Raw genomic sequence first — 25394 nt, forward strand, 5'->3', positions numbered from 1 at the left:
GAAGTTTACATATCCGACTTAATATCGTTCACAAAGAAAATCGCGTTGGCGATAAACAACTTTCCGTTCTCCCAAAAAGATCGGAACAGTACGTCGTCAACTAGATAAACAACACTTCCTTTTCCGATTCTATCTTCCCCAAAAACAAGTGAATTTTTAAGCCCGGCTTTGGCATCAATACCTGAAAAACCAGAGACACTCACGGCATCCTCATTGATATATCCCACATTATAACCATCCTCTAAAAAGGCATAAGAGCTCCCACCTTGTTTTAAGCTGAAGTAGCTACTGCCGTAGCCAAAAGCCAAAGGGTGTGAGGCATCGAGCGTTACCTTATAAATACTACCTGTAATAAAATCTTTTACACTTTCTCTTTCACGTTGATCGTAAGGAGTGAGTTTTCCTTTTTTAATAGCAACTGAATCTTTAGCTTTATCTTCGTTCTTTTTCAATCCGAAGCCATCTTTGTCTTTAAATGCACTCACAGCTCTTCCAATTGTAATGAGTTTTCCACCCTCCTTTATCCAATCTTTAACAATGCTTAAAGTAGAATCGTTTAGTACATCAGAATACCATCCTTCTGGCAGTATAAGTGTATTGAATTCTGAAAGGTCAATCTGCTTAAAATCGTCGGTATCTATATTCGTGACCGGATACTGTAATTGTGTTTCGAAAAAGTGCCATGCCGCACCGAAACTCAGGGATGAGACACCTTTGCCTTTTAACATTGCGATTTTTGGAGCGTTTATAATCTTTATATTAGCCGATCCAAAATCGATTCTGTTATCACTAAAACTACTTTTAGCAGCGTATAATTCCTTCTGATTCTCGTTCGCAATTTTTACAACTGTTTTATGAAAATCCTTGTTTGTCCTATTATCACTTTTGGTGATTACCAAACTACCTCTTCCGAAGCTTTGACCACCAAATTGCAGTTCCTTTTCGGAAAAACGGACTCTAATACCTTTTTGCAGCAGGGCAGCTAAGAAAGTTGCGTCACTAATATCATCCCAACCGGCAATATATCCGGCACCCGAAGGCAATTCAGTATTTAGTACCTGCCGTTTTATGATTTTATTGTCGGCTTTCACCAATGATGTACTCGCTACAGCGTCCAAACCATAAGCATATGGAATACTCCAGGCCGTAATATCGTAGGTTAACGGATCATCCAGTTTGGCTTCCGGCTCGAAAAGTACCTTTATCATTTTGCCTTTTGGCTGATTGGTACTTACTACTAAAGCGCCTTGGCTATTCATACTTCCGTTTTTGGCTTCGATAAAATTGAAGCCACTAACTGTTCCTCCACTTGAAAAACCATAAGTGATATCGTGTTTATCCAATAATTTGGTAAGCGAAAGGATTTTGTCCGGATTGCCATTCAGCACATAACTTTTGTACTTTAATCCATCATTTTTAAAGAACTTCTGAAATTCAGAATTTAAGCGTTTGGCATTTTTTGAAGCCATTTCGACCGTAGATAAACCGGTAGTGGTATGATGTGCAATTCGGTCTTCTAATGTAAGTACAAATCCTTCATCGGTGTTGATTCCTAATCCGGCACGCCCATGACCTGCTTGTTCGTAAGTCATTCCGATGGCACCCATAAACATCGGGTAGGTATCACCATAGCTTGGATATAATAGATCAAACAATTCGCCAGTGAAGAATAACCAGCCTTTATCATCGAAATAACGCGCGTGGTTTTTACCGATCTCAATTTGAAATTCTCGTTGAAATGGTGTTATAATTTCATGATAAGGTTCTGCAGCCGGCGCAAAATAATAAGGATCATTTATTCCTTGTTCGTGAAAATCTACGTGAATCTGTGGCATCCACTGATTGTATATTTTTAGCCGTTGTTGACTTTCAACCTGTGTTGCCCATGCCCAGTCACGATTAAGGTCGAACAAATAATGATTAGGACGTCCTCCCGGCCAAGGTTCACTGTGTTCTGTTGCAGATTGAAGGACATTATAAGGCGTAGATTTTACCTGATTGTACCAATTCGCATATCGATCGCGTCCGTCGGGATTAATACACGGGTCTATAATAACGACAGTATTTTTTAACCATTGTTGATTTTCAGTAATGAGCTTGTACAAGGTGATCATAGCCGCTTCGGTGCTGGAAGCTTCATTTCCATGTACATTATAACTAAGCCAAACGATGGCGGTTTCGGGATTAGCGGTCCCGGATTCAATACCCGTTTGCTTCAGATTGTCGGTACGAATTTTTTCGATGTTTTTTATGTTTTCTTCGGAAGAAATTATGGCATAACTCAAGGGGCGGCGTTCGTTCGTCTTTCCGTAGAAATCGTAATTCACCATATTGCTTTCAGAAGCTACATGCTCAAAATATCGTACCACGTCTGCATGTCGCGAAAATTCACTGCCAAGTTCGTACCCTAGAAATTCTGAAGGTGATTGTAGTTGAGCATTCGTAAGCGTAGTTATAAGTAAAAGTAGGAGGGTGATACCGCGAGTCATAGATTGTATTTTAATTCGTTAAATCTACTAAAGAATACGGGAATAGCCATAAAGAATTTTATAATCCGAAGCATCTTGTTTTTACTATTTTTTAGAGATCGCATTTTTGTTCTGTGTAAAATCTGAAATGGTTACTTTTTGGGTGAATTAACGTAACTTTAAAATTTTTACAATTTAAAGTAGCTATTTTTACAGCATTATTTCTGAATTACCCTATGACCAAACAATCCATTGCTTATAAAGATACCGGCTACTTCTCGAAACTAATGTGTGATTATTTAGATGAGGCGTCGTCGCTTCAGGAGTTCTACGGAAACTTCCCGAAATTGGCCAACTTTCAAAAGCAAATTGCATTAAAAAAGGAAAGCTTCTCTGCGGAATCTCGCGCTGTTTTGGTCGACTCACTTCAGAAGCAATACAAAAACATAACACTTTCCGAAGCCACTCAAAAGAATATTACTTCCCTTTCCGAAGAAAACACCTTTACCATTACAACCGGACATCAACTAAATCTGTTTACGGGTCCTCTTTATTTTTTGTACAAGATTTTTTCAGTTATTAATCTTAGCGAGCAATTAAAGAAGGCATATCCTGATTCGAATTTTGTGCCGGTTTACTGGATGGCAACCGAAGATCATGATTTTGAAGAAATTAATTATTTTAATCTCTTCGGAAAAAAGGTGCAGTGGAAACGGAAAGATGGCGGTGCTGTAGGAGAATTGTCAACCGAAGGACTAGCTGATGTCGCCGCTATTTTACTGAAGCAGTTTGGAGATTCTGAAAATGGCAAGGCGTTAAGTTCGCTATTTTCTGAAGCTTATCTAAAACATGATAATCTTGCTGAGGCAACTCGCGATTTAGGAAATGCCTTGTTCGCTAAATATGGACTTGTCATTGTTGACGGGAATGATACCGATTTAAAAAAAGCCTTCGTTCCATACGCTCATAAAGAAATTGAATCACAGCTTTCTTTTAATAAAATCACGAAAACTACTCAAAAATTAACGGCTTTGGGGTATCCGGAACAGGTGCATCCAAGGGAGATTAATTTATTCTATTTGGACAAGGGGATTCGGGAAAGAATCATCGAAAAAGACGGGCGGTTTTATATTAATGAAACCACCTTAGAATTTTCGAAGGATGAGTTGTTGGAATTAATAGAGGCTGCTCCTGAAAAGTTTTCACCGAATGCGCTACTTCGTCCTCTGTATCAGGAGGTGATCTTGCCTAATTTGTGTTATATAGGTGGTGGTGGAGAAGTGGCGTATTGGTTGCAGTTAAAAGATTATTTTGAAAGTGTGTCTGTTCCCTTTCCGGTATTGTTACTTCGGAATTCGGTGCTATTAATGCCAACCTATCTTTCAGAAAAGCTTAAAAAAATGGAAGTGCCTTTAGAGTCGCTTTTTCTGAAACAATCGGATCTTAGAACGAAACATACACATCAGATTTCGGAGGTAGCTATCGATTTTTCAACTCAGCGCACACATTTAGAACAACAATTTAAAGACCTGTACAACTTGGCTGAAAAAACAGATGCTTCCTTCAAAGGTGCTGTTGGAGCGCAGGAAAAGAAGCAGTTGAACGGTCTGGATCATCTCGAGAAGCGACTTTTAAAAGCACAGAAACGAAAATTGAAAGATGAGTTGGAACGCTTAACCGAGCTTCAGAACGAACTATTTCCAAATCAAGGTTTGCAGGAACGTACTTTAAATTTCTCTGAATTCTATTTGGAGTACGGAGACATACTGCTTTCAGAATTAAAAGAAAATCTGGACCCACTTCATCACGAATTCACGATATTAGAATTATAATACTACAGTGTCGCTAACCGGCTATTAAACAAGTAGTCTTCATAAACGTTATTATAATGCACCTTCTTCTCGATAGATTTGATCACTTCTGTGGCGAAGTCGGCATCGTACATTTGACCCATCACATTTAACCCTCCAGGACTAAAGACATTAATCTCCATTAATTTATCACCTACAATATCGATCCCAACCAGGAACATTCCATCCTGAACTAGTTTAGGACGAACAATCTCCGCCAAAGCTAAAATAGTATCGTTCATTTTTACTTTTTGAGGGCGGCCACCAGCATGAATGTTACTGCGAATATCGCCACTTGCATTTACGCGTTGCATTATTGCATATTTTCCATCTGGCGTTTTAAGTGGTTCACCATTCATTAAAAAGAGTCGTGTGTCACCATTTTTAGCTTCCGGAAGATATTCCTGTGCGATTACAAATCCGTCACGACAAATTGCATCGATGGTTTGAGTGAGATTATGTTCATTTTTTTTATCCATCATAAACACATTTGTTCCTCCTGAACCTTGTAAAGGTTTTAAAATCATCTTATTCTTTTGAGCCGCGAAAAATTCTTTAATCTCTGCATGGTCTCTTGAAATAATGGTTTTTGGCCTGAGAATTTCCGGGAAATGTTGGAAATACATCTTATTTACGGCACCGGCTAAACTACTTGGGTGATTTAAAACGATTACATTATCTCTTGTGGCGATTTCTCCAAAAATGAATGCGGCATTTTGAGCCCATTCTCTTTCGTTGATTTCATCGGAAGGATCATTTCGAAGAAATAAAACATCTAATTCTTTTGATGTGATTCGCGTAAATTCTTCTTTTTGAACTGCCTTGAAATAAGTTTCCTGTGTTTTAAAATTTTTACCACTTATAGTTTTGCATCTCGCTGAAAGATGACCATCACTAGCGTACGCCAGTTCGCCAACTCCAATGAAATAAACTTCATGTTCTCTTTTGTAGGCTGAAAATCCTAGTGCTGGTGTTGTAAAGTTTGGCTTTTCAGTTGCGTGGTCGTTTATTATAAATGCTATTTTCATTGTTTTTTAGTTTATAAGATCAATTAAGTTAATTCCATTCTTCAATTTTTCAATTCGCTTTTTTACATCATCCCGTTCCAAAAAGCGAGGTAATATTGGAGGCTTAAGCACACCTCTTTGTAATAATTCTTCTATCAGGATCACGTGATTTGTATTAAATTTCCCAGTGTAAAGTGTTTCAAGATTTCCACCTTCTTTAATATATTGTATCACATGAACCAATCCGGCTAAATAAACTGCATCCTTAGTTAACCCTCCACCTCGGTAAATACGCATCGTAATATAATAGGCAGTTCTATCGGAAAAATTATGTGAGCGATATAATAATTGAAATGTCTCGAGAAAGGTAGCCCCTGACGTCAAGCTATCGGCAGCTATCACTCTCCCGGCTAACAATCGAAGCCGATTCACGGTAAGTCCGCCAACCAGATATTCTGCGAGGACAGCCAATCCTTCCTGTAGCTGATCGTAACCGGCAAAACCGGCGTACATTTGTTTTATGGGTTGATTTTTACCATTGCAATACGTCAAGATATGGGTGGCTACCTCATGTTGGATGAGCGCATCGCACCTTCTGGCGTCCATAGAAAGTTGATCGCTAATAAATAGGTTTGTTTCCGAAACCATAATACCGGCGACATCCTTTCTTATTTCCAAACACAATTTCAAACGCGGAAATTTCTCTTGATAGTAGTCTAGTTCCTTCTGTGCATGGAAAGCAAATTCATGACAATCAAATTTTTGAGTATTTCCAACTGTGTCGGTCTCAGGATACGCTTTCAATATAGCGTATGCACTTTCTAATACTGATGGTTCTACCGCTCCATATAGACTTTCACCAATAAACCTAAAATTGTCGGTTCCTCTTTCCTCCAACATGGTGAGTTGTTTTTCGATTTCCAATCTTTTATCTCTCAATATAAATGCAAGTGTTGGATCGTCGACTTTGTCCAACGCAATATCATACAGTTTTCGTTTTTCCAGCTCAGGGTCGAGTGCTATTAAGCGATAATTAAAGGAAGGAATTTTGCTAAAATTATTTTCTTTGAATTTCTTCCATTGCTGTGTACTATTTACCGGTGTTGTTCGCAGAAGAAATGACATTCCTTCACTAATATCGGCCAATTGATCATCTGATTGGAGAGTTATTTTATCGATATTCGTTTTCCCCAACATTAAGTAATTACGGTACGGATTTGATGTCTGGACTCGAATAAACTCAAAAACTGTTCTTTTGATTATTTCGGAGAGACGGGAAGCAAACTTTCTGTAAAAGATGGAAAAAATTTCATTTTCTTCCGGTCTCTCATAGATTGTTGGAACTTGCAAACCAATAATCAGTGTTCCGGATTCTTTTGTTTCATCGATATCCAATAAGGGTTTCAGATGTTTTGGATAGCGATACTTTGTATCAGAAACAACGGCAGAAATTTCGGGATAAATTATTCGCATCTCATCAATTCCTTCCTTCAGAGCGTTTATGGTCGCGGGTGCTTTTCCTTCAGGGCAAGAAATATCAAATTCTGCCTGATGATCTTTTCTTACCGGCCACATTTCAATTATTAAAAAGGCATTTAATTTTTTTGAAATGGTTGTTGAAAGGCAATCGACTAAATTCGAAATATCCACAGCTTCTGGAACAATCAAATAGGATCCCTGTGTTTTTAAAAGTCCGGAAAACAATAGGTCTGTATTTTTATAGCGATAGATACAGATATAGGGAAGTAGTTTATCTATATGTAGAATGCCATTTTCTGGTAGTGATTCATTAATTGGAAGATTATCTTCCAAATCTTTACAAATTTGTGTTATTAAAACCTCATCGATCATAGATTTCTAAAGTTACTATAAATCGATTCTTCTTAACAGTGGCGAGGCCTACATTTAGGATAGATTTAACGGAAAAATCAGGTTTTATAACGTTTCATTTTGTTTTAATACTTCGTTGAAAAATATCTTAAATTTTTTGAAATTGGTTTTAGGCAACTTACTTTTTTAATTTACTTTTGCCTATGCAAAATAATGTCCTCATTTTAGATTTCGGATCGCAGTACACACAACTTATTGCAAGACGTGTTCGAGAACTCAATATTTACTGTGAAATCCACCCTTATAGTAAAATTCCGGAAAATTTAGAACCTTTTAAAGCCGTAATACTTTCAGGTAGTCCTTTATCGGTACGGGGCGATAATGCTGCTCATCCGGATTTATCAAATATTAAAGGGAAAATACCACTTTTAGGAGTGTGTTATGGAGCACAATATCTCGCACATTTTAACGGTGGATTGGTAGCGCCATCTGATATTAGGGAGTATGGACGTGCTAAATTGGAGACGATCTATGATCATCATGGTTTGTTTTCAGGAATCGATGAGGGAACTCATGTATGGATGAGTCATAGTGATACGATCGCAGAATTACCTAAAGATGGCGTACGATTAGCAAGTACCAATGATGTGATGAATGCGGCCTATCGCATTGAAGGGGAAGAAACCTTTGCAATCCAATTTCATCCTGAAGTATACCATACAACAGATGGGAAACAACTTCTTGAAAATTTCTTAGTACATATTGCCGGCGTGAAGCAATCATGGACTCCTGCAGCTTTTGTAGATACTACAGTTCAGGAACTAAAGAATAAGTTGGGTGATGACAAAGTGGTGCTCGGATTGAGTGGAGGAGTAGATTCGACTGTTGCTGCAATACTACTGAACAAAGCGATTGGAGAGAATCTGTATTGTATTTTTGTCAATAACGGTTTACTTCGGAAGAATGAATTCGATAGCGTTTTAGATCAGTATAAAGGCATGGGGCTTAACGTGAAAGGAGTCGATGCTTCGGCACACTTCTTGAAAGCTTTGAGTGGAAAAAGTGATCCTGAAGAAAAACGAAAAGCGATTGGAAATGCCTTTATTGAGATTTTCGACCAGGAAGCACATTTGGTTGAAGGTGTCCATTGGCTGGCTCAGGGAACCATTTATCCCGATGTTATTGAAAGCGTCTCAGTAAACGGACCTTCGGTAACGATTAAATCGCACCATAATGTAGGTGGATTACCGGATTTTATGAAGTTAAAAGTGGTAGAACCATTGCGAATGTTGTTTAAAGATGAGGTAAGACGTATTGGAAAAGAGATGGGTATAGCTTCGGAATTATTGGGAAGACATCCTTTTCCGGGTCCCGGACTGGCAATTAGAATCCTTGGAGATATAACAGCAGAAAAAGTTCGTATATTACAGGAGGTAGATGCAATCTTTATCAACGGACTAAGAAAATGGGATCTTTACGATAAAGTTTGGCAAGCGGGAGCAATTTTACTACCCGTGAATAGTGTTGGAGTTATGGGAGACGAGCGAACCTACGAAAAAGTAGTGGCCTTGCGAGCAGTAGAATCAACTGATGGAATGACCGCCGATTGGGTGAATCTACCATATGAGTTTTTACAGGAGACTTCAAATCATATAATAAACAGGGTAAAAGGCGTTAATAGAGTAGTGTATGACATAAGTTCTAAACCACCGGCTACCATAGAATGGGAATAACCATTTAAAGAAATTTAAACCTCATATTAGATGAAATTAGTAGTATATATCAGTTTTCTCTTCGTTTTTAGCGTAGGATGTGGATCTATCGCGCAGCAACAACAAGAGCAGTATAAAAGTCATTATGTAAAGAAAGGCGAGACAATTTTTAGCATCGCCAAACAATACGGAGTGACCACTGCCGATATTTATAAGTTGAACCCAGACGTGAAAGAAAGTGTAAAAACAAACGCACTATTGATCATTCCTAATGCTTCATCAGTAAGTCAGACTTCTGAAGATGTAAAATTTAAAAAGCATAAGGTTAGAAGAAAAGAAACTTTGTTCAGCATTTCGCAGTTGTACAATATCTCTGTGGATGATCTGAAGAAATACAATAAGGAGTTGTATTCACGACAGCTAAAAAAAGGGGAGAAGATTGAAATCCCAATTCGGGTGAAAAGTATAATTGGGACCGATCCTTCTAATGGAAACATAACGCCGGTTTCAGCTATCCATAAAGTGGAAGCAAAAGAAACCAAATATGGGATTGCAAGAAAGTACGGTATTACTATAGCCGAGCTTGAAGAATTAAATCCAACTATGGGTGAAAACCTTCAGATGGGTACCATTTTAAATGTGCCTGAAAAAGCAGTAATAGGCTCGGCAACCATAGATGACGACTATGATTTTTACGAGGTGCAACCTAAAGAAGGATTTTTCAGATTAAAAATAAAACTAGGTCTTTCCGAAGAAGAAATTGTAGCGCTAAACCCTTACACCAAAGATGGTTTGAAAGAAGGGATGATACTTAAAATTCCGAAGAAAAACATAGAGATGTTAACTTCAGAAAAAGCCGTTGTTGTAAATCTTGAGAATCGAATCACTAATTTGAAGAAGAAGAATCTGGCAATTTTGCTTCCTTTCGAATTGCAAAAAGTAGATGGTGATTCAGTTAGCTCTAATACCGAATTACTTAAAAAAGGCGGTTTACTCCGTGTAGCGCTGGATTTTTATAGTGGAGTGTTAATGGCCGCCGAATTTGCTAAAGACAAAGGGATATCTGTAAATCTCAATATTTATGATACTCAAGGTAGTGAAAGTAAAACTGCATCTATCTTATCAGGTAGCGGTTTTGGCAATGTTGATGCAGTAATAGGACCGCTACGCCAAAAAAATGTTGAAAAGGCAGCTGCTTTGTTGAGATCATCAAATACGCCTATTTTTTCCCCTCTTAGTAATCGTGAAATGCAAATGTCATCTAATTTCTTTCAGACATTGCCATCCGATGATATGTTAAGACGTTCGATGCTAAAATTTCTGAAAGAAAAAGGAACCGATAAAAATATATTGCTCATTTCGGATGTCAAAAGAAGTGCTCAAAAGGCTGCTATTGTAAAGGAATTACCGAATGCAAAAACGATGTCACCTAGAGATAAGGGTTTCTTGTATGCAGTAGATATTAACGCCAAACTAGTAAAAGGAGTTGAGAATTGGGTGATACTTGAATCCGGAGATCCGGTGATTATTAGTAATGTAGTAGGACTTCTAAATGGGATACCATCAGATTTTAAGCTGAGGTTGTTTACTTTGGACAAGAATGATGCCTACGATTATCACGATATATCGAATATGCATTTGGCGAAGTTGAACTTTACGTTTCCTTCGGTAAATAAGAGCTACGATTATAAAGATAAAGCTCCCTTTTTAGTGAGTTATAAGAACAAATATGGCGTATACCCTAATCGTTATGCAGTAAGGGGATTTGATATTACTTATGACGTCTTATTACGTTTGGCATCGGATGATGATATTTATATGGCATCGGAAGGAGATTATGAAACAGAATATGTTGAAAATAAATTCAGATACACGAAAAATAATAGCAATGGTTACCAAAACCTGGCTACATATATCATCAAGTATAAGAACAATCTGGATTTTGAAATCGTAGAATGAGCACTTCTAAAGTAACCTATCTCGGCGGACTTCGTACAGAGAACGAACACCTTAAATCGGGAAGCACTTTTATTACCGATGCACCAATAGACAACAATGGTAAAGGGGAAGCATTTTCACCAACCGATACTGTTGCCACTGGTCTAGCCAATTGCATGCTAACAATGATGGGGATTAAGGCAAGAGATTTAAAGGTCGATCTTCAGGGGAGTACGGCTATAGTGACAAAAACGATGGCAGCAAACCCAAGAAGGATCTCTCGTATTGAAGTAGTGATGCAGCTTCCGGAAAATATAGATGCTAAATCTAGAAAAATTCTTCAAAATACAGCGAATACTTGTCCTGTACACTACAGTTTACATCCAGATATAGAAAAGGAAGTGGTTTTTAATTGGGGAAACTAGGATTGAAGATTGCCTGCCAATAAATCACTAATTTCCTCGTTTATTTTAAATGAAAATACTCTCAATAATATTACTTATTCTTTTTTCTTATCCTTCGGAAAGCGATCCGGAAAAGATTAACTGGAGTAATTCACGAAAGTTAAGTTGGGCCGATTTTAAAGGCGTTCCCAATAAAGGAGCCGATTTTGTAGCAAGTACAAATTCGGGTATTTCTTTTTCGTATTCCTTCAAATATAAGAATGATGATATTACATATGATTTCTCGGTTGAAAGTTTTTTTTATCCGAAGGAATCCTGGTACAAACGTGGTTTGGTTTCACCATATATTCTGAAACACGAGCAGGCACATTTTGATATTTCAGAATTGCATGCTCGTAAATTACGTCGCCTTATTTCCGAAGCGACCTTTACTAAAAACATAAAGAAAGAAATAGAACCACTTTATAGAAAGGTTGAAGAAGATCGCAGAGAGATGCAAAATAAGTTCGATGCAGAATCGGAACATTCAAAGAACGAGGAAATGGAATATCAATGGGAGGCGTATATTGCAAAACAACTGAAGGCTTATGAGCACTGGAGATAACACATCGAATGCTTTTGGGCCTGATCCTAAACATCTGGCAGAATTAGCAAATTACCGAATGCCCTTTGGAAAGTACAAAGGAGAATTACTCCTAAAAATCCCCGAACCTTATTTTACATGGTTTAAACAAAAAGGATTCCCGCCCGGGAAATTGGGTGCCATGATGCAGGAAATGGACGAGATTAAAGTTAATGGTTTAGAGCATCTGCTCAAACCTTTAGTGGAGAAGAAACCACGCTACCTTGGAGACGATTAGAATTATTATTAAAAATAGTGATAATTAGTTTTTTCCGGAACTAGTCGATTATTGATAAATCTTTGTTTCCTTCTGCAATAATACTGTACCTTTGCATCCCGTATAGTTATTATAGTATTTGCATTCATGAACACTACAAAATACATCTTCGTTACGGGCGGAGTATCATCTTCATTAGGAAAAGGGATTATCGCGGCTTCATTGGCTAAATTGCTACAAGCCAGAGGGTATCGTGTGACAATCCAGAAATTGGACCCTTATATTAACGTAGATCCCGGAACTTTAAATCCATACGAGCATGGAGAGTGTTATGTTACCGACGATGGTGCAGAAACAGATCTCGATCTTGGTCATTATGAACGCTTTTTAAATGTCAAGACTTCACAGGCAAACAATGTCACTACCGGTAGAATTTACCAAAGTGTAATTGAGAAGGAACGCCGTGGAGAATTTCTAGGAAAGACTGTTCAGGTAATTCCGCATATCACAAACGAGATTAAAGAACGAATTCAGTTGCTCGGGAAAACCGGTGATTACGATATTATTATCACGGAAATTGGTGGAACAGTAGGTGATATTGAATCATTGCCTTACATAGAATCTGTGCGCCAGTTAAAATGGGAGATGGGAGATGAAAATGCCTTGGTAATTCATTTAACCTTAATACCTTATCTATCTGCTGCTGGAGAATTGAAGACCAAGCCTACACAGCACTCTGTAAAGACATTGATGGAAAGTGGAATACGGGCGGATATCTTGGTATGCCGCACCGAACATGAATTGTCTGATGAACTGAGAAGAAAATTAGCCTTATTTTGCAATGTGAAACTAGACGCAGTAATTCAGTCTATAGATGCTTCTACAATCTACGATGTTCCTAACATGATGCTCGAGGAAGGTCTGGATACGGTTACGCTTAAGAAACTAAAACTTGAAAAGGCGAATGAGCCTAATTTAGAGCGATGGAATCAGTTTTTACAGCGGCATAAAAATCCTAAAAGTGAAGTTACTATTGGGTTAATCGGTAAATATGTGGAGCTTCAGGACAGTTATAAATCTATTCTGGAATCTTTTATTCACGCCGGAGCAGCGAATGAGGTAAAAGTGAATGTAGAGTCTATTCATTCAGAATTTATCAATGACAAGAATATCCCTGAAAAATTTAAAAATCTGGATGCTGTATTAGTCGCGCCAGGATTTGGGGAACGCGGTATTGAAGGTAAAGTTGCTGCGGTTCGATACGCCAGGGAAAATAATATACCATTCTTAGGAATTTGCTTGGGAATGCAAATGGCAGTTATTGAATACGCAAGAAATGTGCTTCACATAAAGAATGCTAATTCTCTTGAGATGGATGAGAACACTAGTGATCCGGTGATCAACCTTATGGAAGAGCAAAAAACCATTACTAAAAAAGGTGGGACTATGCGATTAGGTTCTTGGAAATGTGAGTTAAAAGAAGGTAGTCTGGTAGCATCGATTTACAATAGTATGTTGATCAATGAAAGGCACAGACATCGTTATGAGTACAATAACACCTATAAGTCAAAACTGGAAGCAGCCGGCATGATGGCCACAGGTTTGAATCCTGAGACAGGCTTGGTGGAAATCATAGAAATTCCTGCGCATCCATGGTTCGTGGGAGTGCAATATCACCCGGAGTATAAGAGTACTGTTGCCAACCCGCATCCATTATTTGTAGCTTTTGTAAAAGCCGCGAGTGAATATGCTGCGAAAAAGTAACACGACAATTTGGCGTAATCTTGAAAGAGGCGTTATTGTTGCTAACAATTGATTGAATAATTTAAATAATGTCTTCTGAAATTTCTTCGGAAGAAAAAGTACTTACCAATACGGTAGTAAGATATGGAAGAAAAGAAATTTGACGTAAACTCACTGATAGGGTTTGTATTAATTGGAGCAATTTTAGTTTGGATGTTATATCTAAACAAACCTTCAGAAGAAGAAGTTCTAGCCGAAAAAGCACGTACTGAAGCAGCAGCTGCAGAAAAGGAAGCTTCCGAAGCAAATAAAACTACCGATATTTCAATCGATAAAGCTGTTGAGGAAATGGCAATCGCTACTCCAGGCGATTCTTTAGCCTTCGATAAACTTAAAAACAGATTAGGATCTTTTGCTTATTCTGGAACTTTGCCATCTGCTTCAGATGCCGTTACGGTGCTTGAAAATGATGTGCTATATCTTGAAGTAAGTAATAAAGGGGGCTACATTACAGAAGCGCGATTAAAGAATTTTGTGAAGTACGATTCTGTACCAATTTATATGATTCAGGACGGAAATGCTTCTTTAAATCTTCAGTTTTCGGCAGAGAACCGTTTACTAAATTCTGAAGAATTATTTTTCGAACCTTCACTTACTAAAAATGGTGAAAATAGTGTGTTGACCATGCGCCTTAAAACCGCTGCCAACTCCTATATCGAGTATCGTTATGAGTTAACGCCAGGGGAGTATATGCTTAATTTCGATGTAAAAACTGAAGGTCTTGATGGCGTGATCAATACTTCTCAACCTATATCATTAGATTGGAGATTAAAGGGGTATCGACATGCGAAAAGTATAAGCTATGAAAACAGATATTCTCGTCTAACATACGAGTATGAGGATGATAAACATTCGAAATTGGCGCCAAATGGGGAAGATGATGAGATAGAAAAAGATGTGACATGGATGAATTTTCGTCAGCATTTCTTTAGTTCGATGTTGTTAACTAATACACCGTTTAAAGAGGTATCACTTAGTTCAGTTGATCTTGTTGAGGATGAAGAGGTTGACACATTGTATACTAAGCAGTACGGTGCTAAGATGTTACTGGAGCCTAAAGGTGGCGGTATTTCCTATAATATGAATATGTATTATGGGCCTACAGACTATAAAATATTCAAAAAATACGATCGTAATTTGGATGAAGCAATGCCAATGGGTTGGGGAATATTTGGAATGATTAATAAGTATATTATCATCCCTTTATTCGGATTTTTAAGTGCATTCTTTCCTGCAGGTATTGCGATTATTGTACTTACTATTTTAATTAAATTGGCATTATCGCCGGTACAATACAAACAGTACTTATCTCAAGCAAAATTGAAGGTGTTAAAGCCAGAATTAGACGAAATTCGTGAGAAGTACAAGGATAATAAGATGAAGATTCAACAAGAAACGATGAAGCTTCAAAATGTCGCAGGCGCCAGTCCGTTAAAGGGATGCTTGCCGGCCTTGCTTCAAATTCCGGTATTCTACGCCTTGTTTACATTTTTCCCATCGGCCTTTGATCTTCGACAAAAGAGTTTCTTATGGGCAGAAGATCTTTCCAGTTACGATAAGATTGCCGAATTGCCGTTTCATATTCCATTTTATGGTGATCATGTGAGTTTATTCCCAATCCTTGCATCTATTGCCATTTTTATATACATGATGATGACTACAGGGCAAACAATGCAGGCACAGCAGCAACCTGGGATGCCAAATATGAAATTCATTATGTATTTGTCTCCACTCTTCATGTTGGTATTCTTTAACAACTACGCTAGTGGATTATCACTTTATTATTTTGTTTCCAACCTTATTACTATCGGAATTATGTTAGTGATTAAGAATTTTATTATTGATGATGAAAAAATTCATGCGAAGATTCAGGTAAAAAAGAAGTCACCTAAAAAGCAGAATAAGTTTCAGAAGAAAATGGCAGATATGATGGAGCAGGCAGAGCAGCAGAAAAACGCATCTAAGAAGAAGTAATTCAGATTACATAGCTGTTTGAGTAGAAAGGCATCTTTTTTGAGATAGTGTTCAATACTTTCTAAAATATTACGTTTAGAGAATACAATTAATAGTATATCTATGAGGCTTTTATTTATTTTTTTCTTCGGAATTATTTTTAGTTCCGCTCCACTAATTGCTCAGGCCGATATTAATCAGCTGGATGCCCAAGGCAATCGTCATGGTTTATGGAAGAAAATGCACCCCGGCAACAAGCAAATCCGATATGAAGGTACTTTCGATCATGGAAAAGAAGTAGGAACCTTTAAATTCTATTGTGAAGATTGCAAGAATCAGCCTATGGTGATTAAAGAGTTCAATACTCGTGATGCCGTGGCAGATGTTCAATATTTTACTGTAAAAGGAAAGCTGGTAAGCGAGGGTAAAATGGATGGAAAGAATCGTGTTGGTGAGTGGTTATATTATCAAAAGAAATCTAAAACGGTAATGACGCGGGAAAATTATAATAATGGAAATCTTGACGGTCAAAAAATCACCTATTATCCCGACGGAAAGATAACTGAAGAAATAACCTATGTAAATGGTTCTAAGGAAGGTCCCAATAATTATTATTCTCCAATAGGTGTTTTGCTGAAAAAACTTAATTACAAAAATGATGCGTTGCAAGGTGAAGCCATGTATTACGACTCAAGCGGAAATGTGACGATTGAAGGGCAGTACAAGAAAGGAAAGAAAGATGGGCTTTGGAAATATTATAAAAATGGAAAGGTAGAATTGGAAGAAACTTACCCAAAACCTCTAAATATCGTAGAGAATTAAGCAGCCGAAATACCAAAACATAAATCCCAAATTCCAAGGCAATTGTTTCGGAATTTGGGATTTGTTTTTTGCATGAGAATTAGCTTAGATATTTTGTAATTTTGCAGTATTAAGATGAAAAAGCAAAGAGTAGTAGTCGGATTGAGCGGTGGAGTAGATTCCAGTGTAGCAGCCTACCTTTTAAAGGAGCAAGGCTATGAAGTGATTGGCCTTTTTATGAAAAATTGGCATGATGACTCAGTAACTATATCTGACGAATGCCCATGGCTGGAAGACAGCAATGATGCAATGTTAGTGGCCGATAAACTTGGAATTCCCTTTCAAACGGTAGATCTTTCTGAACAGTACAAGGAGCGTATCGTGGATTATATGTTTCATGAATACAAAATGGGACGAACTCCAAACCCGGATGTACTTTGTAATAGAGAAATTAAGTTTGATGTCTTTATGAAAATCGCCCTTCAATTGGGAGCAGATTTTGTGGCTACGGGACATTATTGTAGAAAAGGAACGCTTCAGAAGGGTGGAAAAGAGATATATCAATTACTCTCCGGAAAAGATCCCAATAAGGATCAGTCGTATTTTTTATGTCAGTTATCACAACAGCAATTAGAGAAAACATTATTTCCAGTTGGAGAACTTCTGAAACCTGAGGTACGTAAAATAGCTTCAGAACAAGGATTGATCACTGCCGAGAAAAGAGATTCGCAAGGTCTTTGCTTTATTGGAAAAGTGAGACTTCCCGATTTCCTTCAGCAACAACTGGCACCTAAAGAAGGCGTTATCGTTGAAGTGCCTTCAGATTTTTCAGAATACAAAAAAGAAACACCCGATTTCACTTCCGAAGAAGATGAACTAAAATATTTGTCGGCCAAACCACATTACTCCTTGGACGATGGAAAAACAGTAGGAAAACATCAGGGAGCACATTATTTTACGAAAGGACAACGAAAAGGACTTGCAGTTGGCGGGACTCAGGAGCCTTTGTTTGTAATCGACACCGATGTAAAAGAAAATGTGATTTATACAGGACAGGGAAAGAATCACCCCGGATTGTATCGTCGTGGACTTTTTGTGAAACAAGATGAAGTACATTGGATTCGCGAAGATTTAAGGCTGGAAGAAAATGAAACCTTGGAGGTCTTGGCTCGAATACGTTATCGCCAGCCTTTGGAAAAAGCGACACTACACCAAACTTTCTCCGGACTTTATGTTATCTTTAATAATCCGCAATCGGCAATTACTGAAGGTCAGTTTGTTGCTTGGTATGTTAACGAAGAGTTGTTAGGTAGCGGTGTTATTGCTTAAAAAGTATAACATATGAAAAAAATACTACTACTAGTTGCATTGCTTATTAGTTCTTTAGTTTATTCGCAACCTTCAATTGCACTTATCAAAGTTGGTACTTTTAACGACGAAAATGGAAATGATGAAGCCGATGAAGGAGAAACCATCTCTTTTGCATTTTCTGTATTAAATAATGGGGATGAACCTTTAACAGAAGTAGGAGTTTTTGATCCTTTAATTACTGTCTTGGGTGGTCCAATAAATTTGGATCCAGGAGAAACAGATACAACTACCTTTACCGCAGCATTCGAACTCAGTCAGGCAGATATCGATCATGGTGAAGTTTTGAATCAGGCGGTTGCTTATGGAACACCTACTTCGGGCGATATTGTTATGGATTTATCTGATGGCGATAGTTATTTTGAGGATGATCCAACGGTCATAGTCCTTCGTGAACTGGGAATTGAAGATCAACTAAAGACGGTTCTAGTTAAAATGTACCCTAATCCTGTTCAAAATGAGATTCAATTTGAATTAGCTGCTGAGGTAGCAAACGCAACGGTAAATCTTTATAATATGGTTGGTGTGGAAATTATGAAACATGAAATTTCTTCAGAAAAAAATAGTGTTGACCTATCACATCTCGCATCTGGCACTTACATTGTGACAGTTCGTGGCGCACATAAATTATCAAGTTTTACCTTGATAAAGAACTAGATTCCAATCGAAATTGCTCATTTCTAGACTAGCCTTTAATAGACTTTATGTTATATTTGATTGGTCGCGATTCGCAAATACTGAGAATCAGTTTGTTGCGTATTCGCTATAATATCGTTGTTAGATATTGTTCTAATTGCTTAAATAAAATAGAATGAAAAAATTATTATTTTGCTTAACCTTATGTTCGTGCACTTTTGCATTTTCACAAGCTCAAATGGGGCTAGTTAAACAAGCTCAATTCAACGACGAGAATGATGATGGTTGTGCAAGTATTGGTGAGACTATTTCCTACTTTTTTCAAGTTTCTAATTATGGTACCGAACTAATTGAAAATATCATGGTGTCCGACATTCTTATTGATGTTACTGGAAGTCCAATTTCATTAAATCCGGGTGAGGTCGATACCACAACTTTCACTGGAGTATATGCACTTACTCAGGACGACTTAAATGAGGAGCATGTTATAAACCAAGCGGTTGCTGAAGGAATGACCACAGGTGGGGACACTATTTCAGATCTTTCTGATGATAGTAGTTTTGCAGAAGATGATCCAACAATTACAAATTTGTGTGTTCTTGGAGTTGAAGATCAATTAAAACCGGTGCTTGTTAAAATGTACCCTAATCCTGTTCAAGATGAGATTCAATTTGAATTAGCTGCTGAGGTTGGCAGTGCAACTGTAAATCTTTATAGTGTGATTGGTGTCGAAATCTTGAATCAAGAAATTTCTTCAGAAAATAAAAGAATCGACGTATCACATCTTGCATCTGGTACGTATTTTGTTACTGTCCTTGTAGCACATAAAGTATCGAGTTTTACCCTACTGAAAGACTAGATATTAGACTAGAATTTTCACCATTTAATATAAGACTTTGTGTTATATTTGGAATCCTATAAAAAAGTGCGATTATTTGTCGATACCATCTGCTTTTTGAATCAATCTTATTTAAAAAATATTATGAAAAAATTACTATTACTCTTAGCCGTTTTATCGGCTCCATTAATGAATGCGCAGGAAGACGCTCTGGTTTATTTTGCGGATAAAGAAAATGTAGCGGTTTCGATTGCAAATCCTATTTCGATTATGACGCAGGCTGCTATCGACCGTAAAACTTTACACGGTACGCCAATAGACGAGCGCGATGTACCTGTAAATGAAGATTATGTTACTCAGGTAAAAAATGCTTCTGGTGTTACTGTTTTGGCAAAATCAAAATGGTTAAATACAGTTTATGTACGTGGGTCTCAAACAAATATTCAAAACTTAGCAAATTTGTCTTTTGTAACTGAAATTGAGTTTATGGACGACAGTTTAAATTTTACTCCTATAGCAGGTAACCCGGAAGATAAATTTGGGATGGAAACACCTGTGAGTAATATTGTTTACAATTATGGTGCTGCATTAAATCAAACAACTATGCTGGCAGTCGATTATTTGCATGAAGAAGATTATACAGGTGAAGGAATCTTAGTTGCTGTTTTGGATAATGGATTTCCAGGTGTCATGACCAATCCTGCGTTTTCACATGTAATTAACGAAAACAGACTTTTAGGTACTTACGATTTTGTAGAGCGCGAGGTCAATGCAGATGGGACAGGATCTCATGGTTTGAATACTTCAAGTGACATTGCCGGACTTTTGGTAGGAGGTCCTTCGTTTGCTGGAACAGCGCCAAATGCTTCATTTTATTTATTCGTAACTGAAGATGGAAATAGCGAAACCCCTGCTGAAGAAGCGTACTGGGTTGAAGCTTTAGAACGTTCAGATAGCTTAGGTGTTCGTGTAGTAAATACTTCTTTAAGTTACAGAGATTTTGATAATTCAAGCTACGATTACACCTATGCAGATATGGATGGGCAAACAGCTTTAGGTTCTAGGGGTGGAAATCATGCATTCGATAAAGGAATGATTATGGTGAACTCGGCTGGAAATAATGGAAATAGCGGATCTTTTCCATGGATGGGAAGCCCTGCAGATTCTCCTGGAGTATTGACTATAGGAGCGGTAGATTCGAATGGTGATTACGTTGGATTTAGTGCGAAAGGACCAACAGCCGATGGAAGAGTTAAACCAGACGTTATGGCTCAAGGGTTGAGTGCTGCTGTGATTGAAACCAACGGTAGTGTAGGAAGCAGTAGTGGAACATCTTTTAGTTCTCCTATTATGGCAGGTGCTGTTGCAAGTCTTTGGCAATTACGTCCTGAGGTTCCTAATCATATGATTATGCAAGTGGTTAGAGAATCGGCACACCTTTATAATACTCCAAACAATAATATGGGGTATGGAATACCAAACTTTTTTGATGCATTCCAATTACTTCAGGTATTGGGAACTGAAGAGCAATTACTTAAAGAGCAGTTTGCAGTTTATCCGAATCCCGTTGTAGATAAGGTCAATATTTCTTTTCCGAAGAATGTAACAACAGCAAATTTTAGATTGTACAATGTTATAGGAAAGGAATTAATAAATACAACCGTTTCTTCGGAAAACAATTCGGTAGATGTTTCTCAGTTAACGAGTGGAATGTACATCGCATCAATTTCTTCAGAAGGGAAAACTAATAGCTTTAAATTGATTAAGCAGTAGTAGTGGAAAACAAAATTACCGAGCTTTTTGGAATAAAATATCCTCTTATACAAGCCGGCATGATCTGGAACAGTGGATGGCGTCTTGCCAGTGCTGTGAGTAATGCCGGTGGTTTAGGATTGTTAGGTGCTGGATCTATGTATCCGGAAATACTTCGTGAGCATATTGTGAAGTGTAAAAAAGCAACCGACAGACCTTTTGGGGTGAATGTTCCTATGTTGTACCCCAATATAGAGGAGATTATAAATATTATTATTTCTGAAGGAGTAAAAATTGTATTTACCTCTGCCGGAAACCCTAAAACACATACAGCAAGACTTAAGGAAAACGGGATTACCGTAGTTCATGTAGTTAGCAGTGTAAAATTTGCATTAAAAGCTGAAGCCGCCGGAGTAGATGCTGTTGTAGCTGAAGGTTTTGAAGCGGGAGGGCATAACGGACGTGAAGAGACTACAACATTCACGTTGATACCAATGGTGAAGGAACAATTAAAAGTTCCGCTAATAGCCGCTGGTGGTATTGCAACCGGTCGTGGAATGTTAGCAGCAATGGTATTAGGAGCAGATGCTGTACAGGTAGGTAGTCGTTTTGTAGCTTCGGAAGAATCTTCTTCTCATCGGGCGTTTAAAAAGTTGGTGGTAGATGCTAAAGAAGGCGCAACCTTACTAACCTTAAAAGAGCTGGCTCCCGTTCGAATGATGAAAAACAAATTCTTCGAAGAGGTGATGCAACTATATACTACAAACCCTTCCAAAGAACAATTAATAGAACTTTTAGGAAGAGCAAGAGCCAAAAAAGGAATGTTTGAAGGTGATCTCGAAAACGGAGAATTAGAAATTGGCCAAATCGCCGGACTTATCCATGATATTAGGCCTGCAGCACAAATTGTAGAAGATATGATTGCTGAATTTGAAATTGCTAAAAAAGAAGTCGCAAAATTATAGAAGTTTTAAAATTTGTTTTAAAAGTCTTATATTTAAGGAACTAACTGTGTTTCTGTACTCAGAAAACTAACCAAATATTTATGGCTACTGCAATTGAAAGTTATCAAATCACCTATTTGGGTGGGGGTAAAAGGAGCTCAAGCAGAGAAGAACGTCGCGCGATCATTCATTTATACGATAGTAAGAAAAACCGCATTGGGATTGCCCTTTTTTATATAGATAGCAGTACGATGCCTGACACTGATGAGTCTACAGCAGGTTTAACAAAAATTCACTATCCGAATGATAGTTATCATGCGATAGTCGATTTACTTCGTAATGAAGATCCAATTTTCCTTAATTACTATGAAGATATCCAATCTGGATCAATAGAGACTGTCCGAGAAGGTGTCGGAGAGCACGAATTACCTTAGTTGATTTTTGTGTTCATTTGGCCATTTCGTAAATTGATTCCGGTGTACAAATAAGCTTTTAAAGAACATATGAAATCGGTCCAGCCTTGCGTTTGTTGTAAGGCTTTTTTTATTTCCTCTTCCTTTGTTTGATACGGTTTCTCAGTGATATCGATTGTGGTAACATTTGCCGTATCAGAGCTTAGTCGTATTTCGACCAAAGCGATTTCTCCTGTGGCAGACCATTCAAAAGAAATGAATTCATTAATTATGACCTTCTTTACCTTTACTTGCAATGAAACATTATATTCTTTGAATTCCCATTTGATATCTTTCCCTTCAGAAATAGAATCACTTGCCGATGAAACGAAGTAACCGATGATTTTATCACGGTTCACAATGGCTTCAAACACTTCAGATGAAGATTTAAAAATGGTATCCTTTACATTAATCGGTATGTTCATCTATTATTTAGTCTTTTGACCTAAAATATACAAATAATCTCCAACATCACTTTCGTAGCTTTCCATGATTTTTTGAATCACACCATTATCAATATCTTTCCTTAATTTTTCTAAACCTGAAGTAACTTCGTCTCTGTTGGCAACTGCAGCAAATGAGGATATTCCACTTCTAATTTCAGGTCTAAAATAGATTTCGGGATCATATTTTCCGCATTGAAGAAACAAATCTTCAAGCTCGGAACTTACGCTATAATTTTCAATTCCTGCAAATTCAATCCCAGCCTTTTGCATCGCCGTTTTTATCACTTCGGAAGTGTGCATCAATTTCATTGAGTCTTTAAGCATCTTCGGAAAGTACTCGTTTAACCAATAGCCTTTCATCTGCTCCGGAGTGGAGTGGAAGATCACGAATTTACCGCCAGGCTTAAGGATACGCCCAATTTCCTGAAAACCTTTTTCTAGATCCGTCCAATGATGAATGGTAAGAAATGCCGTAACACCATCCATACAATCATCTGGCAAATTAATTTTTTCGGCTACTCCTAATTTGTAATCTATTATAGGGTTTTTAGATCTTGCCTTCTGAAGCATTTCAACAGAAGGGTCAATACCAATGATATTCGCACCTCGTTCATAAAGTGCGTTTGTATAGTTGCCACTTCCACATCCAATATCTAAATAATTACCATTACCAATTACATTTAAATGGCGGTACAATCTTTCGACTAAAAAAGGATCTGCCTTACGTGTTTGATTGTAGGTTTTACCAATAGTGTCGTATTTGGCCATAAAATATAATTTAAAGTGGCGCAGAAAGTCAGTAGAATTATTTTCTCTTCAACTCAAATAAGTCCAACCTTCTATCTCTTAAGTTTTTTACAGCACCAAACTGATTTAATTGTCTTAGTAGATCAATATCGACGTCGGCAATAAGTATCATTTCAGTATTTGGAGTTGCTTCTGCCTTTATTCCGGTGGCAGGAAAAGCAAAGTCACATGGAGTAAAAACCATCGATTGCGCATACTGCATATCCATATTTTCCACTTTAGGTAAATTCCCAACGCTTCCCGCGATTGCGACATAACATTCGTTCTCAATAGCACGCGCCTGAGAACAAAGGCGTACCCGCGAATAACCGTTTTGTGTATCGGTTAAGAAAGGGACAAATAAAATGTCCATACCTTCATCGGCGAGCAATCGACTTAGTTCCGGGAATTCGGAATCATAACAAATTAAAACACCAATTTTACCACAATCGGTATCAAAAACTTTGAGTGCACTTCCACCTTGTAATCCCCATACTTTAGCTTCATCTGGTGTAACGTGTAATTTTTCGTATCGTTCGGTTGAACCGTCTCTTCTACATAAATAACCTACATTGTATAGTTTCCCTTCTCTTACTTCAGGCATACTCCCGCAAATGATATTTATATTGTAAGACATTGCCAACTCTACAAATTTCTGAACTATGGCTTCTGAATGCTTTGCGAGTTCTCTAATCGCATCCGGTACCGCTAAATGATTATTTTCTGCCATTAAAGGCGCCATAAAAAATTCAGGAAATAAAGCGAAATCTGATCTGTATCCGGAAACAGCATCTACAAAAAATTCAACTTGCTGCATTAGCTCATCAAAATCTTTATATGGACGCATTTGCCATTGAATTAAACCAAGTCTCACCACCTTCTTAACAGTCGCTGCTTTTTTAGGTTTCTTTTCATAGTAGATATTGTCCCATTCTAATAGAACCGCATAATCATTAGAATCATGATCACCTTCCAAGTAATTTTTTAGAATTTTTGAAGGATGGAAGTCGTTTGAAATCTGAAAATTAAAAACAGGATCGTGAATTTCTTTACGCTTTACCTTATCGATATACTCCTTTGGTGATAATTTGTCTGAATATTTATGATAATTTGGAATTCTACCTCCAAAAGCAACACCTCTTAAATTTAGGCGTTCACAAAGTTCTTTACGATAATCATAAAGACGACGCCCTAATCTCAGTCCGCGAAACTCCGGTTTTATGAATACATCTATCCCGTAGAGCACATCCCCGTCATTAGTATGTGTACTAAAGGTATACTTTCCTGTAATTTCTTCATAGCTGTGATGCTCATCAAACTTATCATAATCCAAAATTATTGATAAGGCGCATCCTGCTAATTCGCCATTGATTTTTATTGTCACCTGGCCCTCTGGAAACTGGTCGATGAGCCGCTGAATTTGAAGCTCTGTCCAATGGGTGTTTTCCATATTAGAATAGGAAGCAATCATTGCCGTTTTTAATTCCTGGTAGTCATCTGTTGTTAAGAACTTTAGTTCTATATTTTCAATATCGTTCATCATAGTATATTGGTTCCAAGCTTATTA

Annotated in this window: 21 protein-coding genes; 15 read left to right on the forward strand and 6 right to left on the reverse strand. The window is 37.6% G+C overall.

The features are described 5' to 3' along the window. Window positions 1-5: 5 nt before the first annotated feature. Window positions 6-2489, reverse strand: coding sequence for a M14 metallopeptidase family protein (locus BXY75_RS09225; protein ID WP_121907464.1), 2484 nt, complete (start codon window positions 2487-2489; stop codon window positions 6-8). A 215-nt stretch (window positions 2490-2704) separates the two neighbouring features. On the opposite strand from BXY75_RS09225, the gene bshC reads away from it, so the two are divergent. Next, window positions 2705-4300: a bacillithiol biosynthesis cysteine-adding enzyme BshC gene (gene bshC, locus BXY75_RS09230; protein ID WP_121907465.1), complete on the forward strand. Its 1596-nt coding sequence runs from the start codon at window positions 2705-2707 to the stop codon at window positions 4298-4300. 2 nt (window positions 4301-4302) lie between these two features. Here bshC and BXY75_RS09235 read toward each other — a convergent pair whose 3' ends face one another. Continuing rightward, entirely contained in the window at window positions 4303-5346 is a 1044-nt protein-coding gene (locus BXY75_RS09235; RefSeq protein WP_121907466.1) for a glutathione synthetase, read from the reverse strand. Window positions 5347-5352: 6 nt separating this feature from the next. Continuing rightward, entirely contained in the window at window positions 5353-7176 is a 1824-nt protein-coding gene (locus BXY75_RS09240) for a flavohemoglobin expression-modulating QEGLA motif protein (RefSeq protein WP_121907467.1), read from the reverse strand. A gap of 182 nt (window positions 7177-7358) precedes the next feature. Between BXY75_RS09240 and guaA the strand changes: the two genes are divergently transcribed. From guaA to BXY75_RS09310, 14 genes are all read left to right on the forward strand, one after another. Then, on the forward strand, window positions 7359-8888 hold the full coding sequence (gene guaA, locus BXY75_RS09245; RefSeq protein WP_121907468.1) for a glutamine-hydrolyzing GMP synthase: 1530 nt from the start codon (window positions 7359-7361) through the stop codon (window positions 8886-8888). Between the two features lie 30 nt (window positions 8889-8918). Beyond that, window positions 8919-10826, forward strand: coding sequence for a LysM peptidoglycan-binding domain-containing protein (locus BXY75_RS09250; protein WP_121907469.1), 1908 nt, complete (start codon window positions 8919-8921; stop codon window positions 10824-10826). Then, complete coding sequence (locus BXY75_RS09255) at window positions 10823-11230, forward strand: OsmC family protein (RefSeq protein ID WP_121907470.1); 408 nt, start codon at window positions 10823-10825, stop codon at window positions 11228-11230. Before BXY75_RS09250 ends, BXY75_RS09255 begins: the two co-directional genes overlap by 4 nt. Window positions 11231-11279: 49 nt before the next feature. Beyond that, window positions 11280-11813 carry a DUF922 domain-containing protein gene (locus BXY75_RS09260; RefSeq protein WP_121907471.1) on the forward strand — a complete coding sequence of 178 codons (534 nt, stop codon included), beginning with the start codon at window positions 11280-11282 and terminating at the stop codon, window positions 11811-11813. Further along, window positions 11797-12069 carry a DUF3820 family protein gene (locus BXY75_RS09265; RefSeq protein WP_121907472.1) on the forward strand — a complete coding sequence of 91 codons (273 nt, stop codon included), beginning with the start codon at window positions 11797-11799 and terminating at the stop codon, window positions 12067-12069. The genes BXY75_RS09260 and BXY75_RS09265 overlap by 17 nt, the downstream gene beginning before the upstream one ends. A gap of 126 nt (window positions 12070-12195) precedes the next feature. Next, window positions 12196-13812 (forward strand): CTP synthase, encoded by a 1617-nt coding sequence (locus BXY75_RS09270; protein WP_121907473.1) that lies wholly within the window; start codon window positions 12196-12198, stop codon window positions 13810-13812. 123 nt (window positions 13813-13935) lie between these two features. After that, a complete protein-coding gene (gene yidC, locus BXY75_RS09275; protein WP_121907474.1) occupies window positions 13936-15825 on the forward strand; it encodes a membrane protein insertase YidC in 1890 nt (629 codons plus the stop codon). Window positions 15826-15927: 102 nt separating this feature from the next. Further along, window positions 15928-16626 (forward strand): toxin-antitoxin system YwqK family antitoxin, encoded by a 699-nt coding sequence (locus tag BXY75_RS09280; RefSeq protein ID WP_121907475.1) that lies wholly within the window; start codon window positions 15928-15930, stop codon window positions 16624-16626. A 114-nt stretch (window positions 16627-16740) separates the two neighbouring features. Beyond that, complete coding sequence (gene mnmA / locus BXY75_RS09285) at window positions 16741-17934, forward strand: tRNA 2-thiouridine(34) synthase MnmA (protein WP_121907476.1); 1194 nt, start codon at window positions 16741-16743, stop codon at window positions 17932-17934. 12 nt (window positions 17935-17946) lie between these two features. Further along, on the forward strand, window positions 17947-18630 hold the full coding sequence (locus tag BXY75_RS09290; protein WP_121907477.1) for a T9SS type A sorting domain-containing protein: 684 nt from the start codon (window positions 17947-17949) through the stop codon (window positions 18628-18630). Between the two features lie 154 nt (window positions 18631-18784). After that, on the forward strand, window positions 18785-19468 hold the full coding sequence (locus BXY75_RS09295) for a T9SS type A sorting domain-containing protein (protein ID WP_121907478.1): 684 nt from the start codon (window positions 18785-18787) through the stop codon (window positions 19466-19468). Between the two features lie 123 nt (window positions 19469-19591). Then, window positions 19592-21220 carry a S8 family peptidase gene (locus tag BXY75_RS09300; RefSeq protein ID WP_121907479.1) on the forward strand — a complete coding sequence of 543 codons (1629 nt, stop codon included), beginning with the start codon at window positions 19592-19594 and terminating at the stop codon, window positions 21218-21220. Window positions 21221-21222: 2 nt separating this feature from the next. Next, complete coding sequence (locus tag BXY75_RS09305; RefSeq protein ID WP_121907480.1) at window positions 21223-22164, forward strand: NAD(P)H-dependent flavin oxidoreductase; 942 nt, start codon at window positions 21223-21225, stop codon at window positions 22162-22164. Window positions 22165-22244: 80 nt separating this feature from the next. Then, complete coding sequence (locus tag BXY75_RS09310) at window positions 22245-22577, forward strand: hypothetical protein (protein ID WP_121907481.1); 333 nt, start codon at window positions 22245-22247, stop codon at window positions 22575-22577. Here BXY75_RS09310 and BXY75_RS09315 read toward each other — a convergent pair. The 3 genes from BXY75_RS09315 to BXY75_RS09325 are packed head-to-tail and all read right to left on the reverse strand — an operon-like array spanning window position 22574 to window position 25370. Further along, on the reverse strand, window positions 22574-23020 hold the full coding sequence (locus tag BXY75_RS09315; protein ID WP_121907482.1) for an SRPBCC domain-containing protein: 447 nt from the start codon (window positions 23018-23020) through the stop codon (window positions 22574-22576). The genes BXY75_RS09310 and BXY75_RS09315 overlap by 4 nt on opposite strands. A 3-nt stretch (window positions 23021-23023) precedes the next feature. Continuing rightward, window positions 23024-23809 (reverse strand): class I SAM-dependent methyltransferase, encoded by a 786-nt coding sequence (locus tag BXY75_RS09320; RefSeq protein ID WP_121907483.1) that lies wholly within the window; start codon window positions 23807-23809, stop codon window positions 23024-23026. Window positions 23810-23846: 37 nt separating this feature from the next. Further along, window positions 23847-25370 carry a carbon-nitrogen hydrolase family protein gene (locus BXY75_RS09325; RefSeq protein WP_121907484.1) on the reverse strand — a complete coding sequence of 508 codons (1524 nt, stop codon included), beginning with the start codon at window positions 25368-25370 and terminating at the stop codon, window positions 23847-23849. Window positions 25371-25394: the final 24 nt, after the last annotated feature.

The sequence above is a fragment of the Ulvibacter antarcticus genome (assembly GCF_003688405.1).
Lineage (GTDB): Bacteria > Bacteroidota > Bacteroidia > Flavobacteriales > Flavobacteriaceae > Ulvibacter > Ulvibacter antarcticus.

What these genes read in the sequence shown, in the direction of transcription:
- BXY75_RS09325 (WP_121907484.1), bottom strand. Translation starts at nt 25,370, where the DNA reads ATGATGAACGATATTGAAAATATAGAACTAAAGTTCTTAACAACAGAT.
- BXY75_RS09315 (WP_121907482.1), bottom strand. Translation starts at nt 23,020, where the DNA reads ATGAACATACCGATTAATGTAAAGGATACCATTTTTAAATCTTCATCT.
- BXY75_RS09225 (WP_121907464.1), bottom strand. Translation starts at nt 2,489, where the DNA reads ATGACTCGCGGTATCACCCTCCTACTTTTACTTATAACTACGCTTACG.
- BXY75_RS09310 (WP_121907481.1), top strand. Translation starts at nt 22,245, where the DNA reads ATGGCTACTGCAATTGAAAGTTATCAAATCACCTATTTGGGTGGGGGT.
- BXY75_RS09265 (WP_121907472.1), top strand. Translation starts at nt 11,797, where the DNA reads ATGAGCACTGGAGATAACACATCGAATGCTTTTGGGCCTGATCCTAAA.
- BXY75_RS09320 (WP_121907483.1), bottom strand. Translation starts at nt 23,809, where the DNA reads ATGGCCAAATACGACACTATTGGTAAAACCTACAATCAAACACGTAAG.
- BXY75_RS09250 (WP_121907469.1), top strand. Translation starts at nt 8,919, where the DNA reads ATGAAATTAGTAGTATATATCAGTTTTCTCTTCGTTTTTAGCGTAGGA.
- BXY75_RS09260 (WP_121907471.1), top strand. Translation starts at nt 11,280, where the DNA reads ATGAAAATACTCTCAATAATATTACTTATTCTTTTTTCTTATCCTTCG.
- BXY75_RS09235 (WP_121907466.1), bottom strand. Translation starts at nt 5,346, where the DNA reads ATGAAAATAGCATTTATAATAAACGACCACGCAACTGAAAAGCCAAAC.
- BXY75_RS09290 (WP_121907477.1), top strand. Translation starts at nt 17,947, where the DNA reads ATGAAAAAAATACTACTACTAGTTGCATTGCTTATTAGTTCTTTAGTT.
- BXY75_RS09295 (WP_121907478.1), top strand. Translation starts at nt 18,785, where the DNA reads ATGAAAAAATTATTATTTTGCTTAACCTTATGTTCGTGCACTTTTGCA.
- mnmA (WP_121907476.1), top strand. Translation starts at nt 16,741, where the DNA reads ATGAAAAAGCAAAGAGTAGTAGTCGGATTGAGCGGTGGAGTAGATTCC.
- bshC (WP_121907465.1), top strand. Translation starts at nt 2,705, where the DNA reads ATGACCAAACAATCCATTGCTTATAAAGATACCGGCTACTTCTCGAAA.
- BXY75_RS09280 (WP_121907475.1), top strand. Translation starts at nt 15,928, where the DNA reads ATGAGGCTTTTATTTATTTTTTTCTTCGGAATTATTTTTAGTTCCGCT.
- BXY75_RS09300 (WP_121907479.1), top strand. Translation starts at nt 19,592, where the DNA reads ATGAAAAAATTACTATTACTCTTAGCCGTTTTATCGGCTCCATTAATG.
- yidC (WP_121907474.1), top strand. Translation starts at nt 13,936, where the DNA reads ATGGAAGAAAAGAAATTTGACGTAAACTCACTGATAGGGTTTGTATTA.
- BXY75_RS09240 (WP_121907467.1), bottom strand. Translation starts at nt 7,176, where the DNA reads ATGATCGATGAGGTTTTAATAACACAAATTTGTAAAGATTTGGAAGAT.
- BXY75_RS09270 (WP_121907473.1), top strand. Translation starts at nt 12,196, where the DNA reads ATGAACACTACAAAATACATCTTCGTTACGGGCGGAGTATCATCTTCA.
- guaA (WP_121907468.1), top strand. Translation starts at nt 7,359, where the DNA reads ATGCAAAATAATGTCCTCATTTTAGATTTCGGATCGCAGTACACACAA.
- BXY75_RS09255 (WP_121907470.1), top strand. Translation starts at nt 10,823, where the DNA reads ATGAGCACTTCTAAAGTAACCTATCTCGGCGGACTTCGTACAGAGAAC.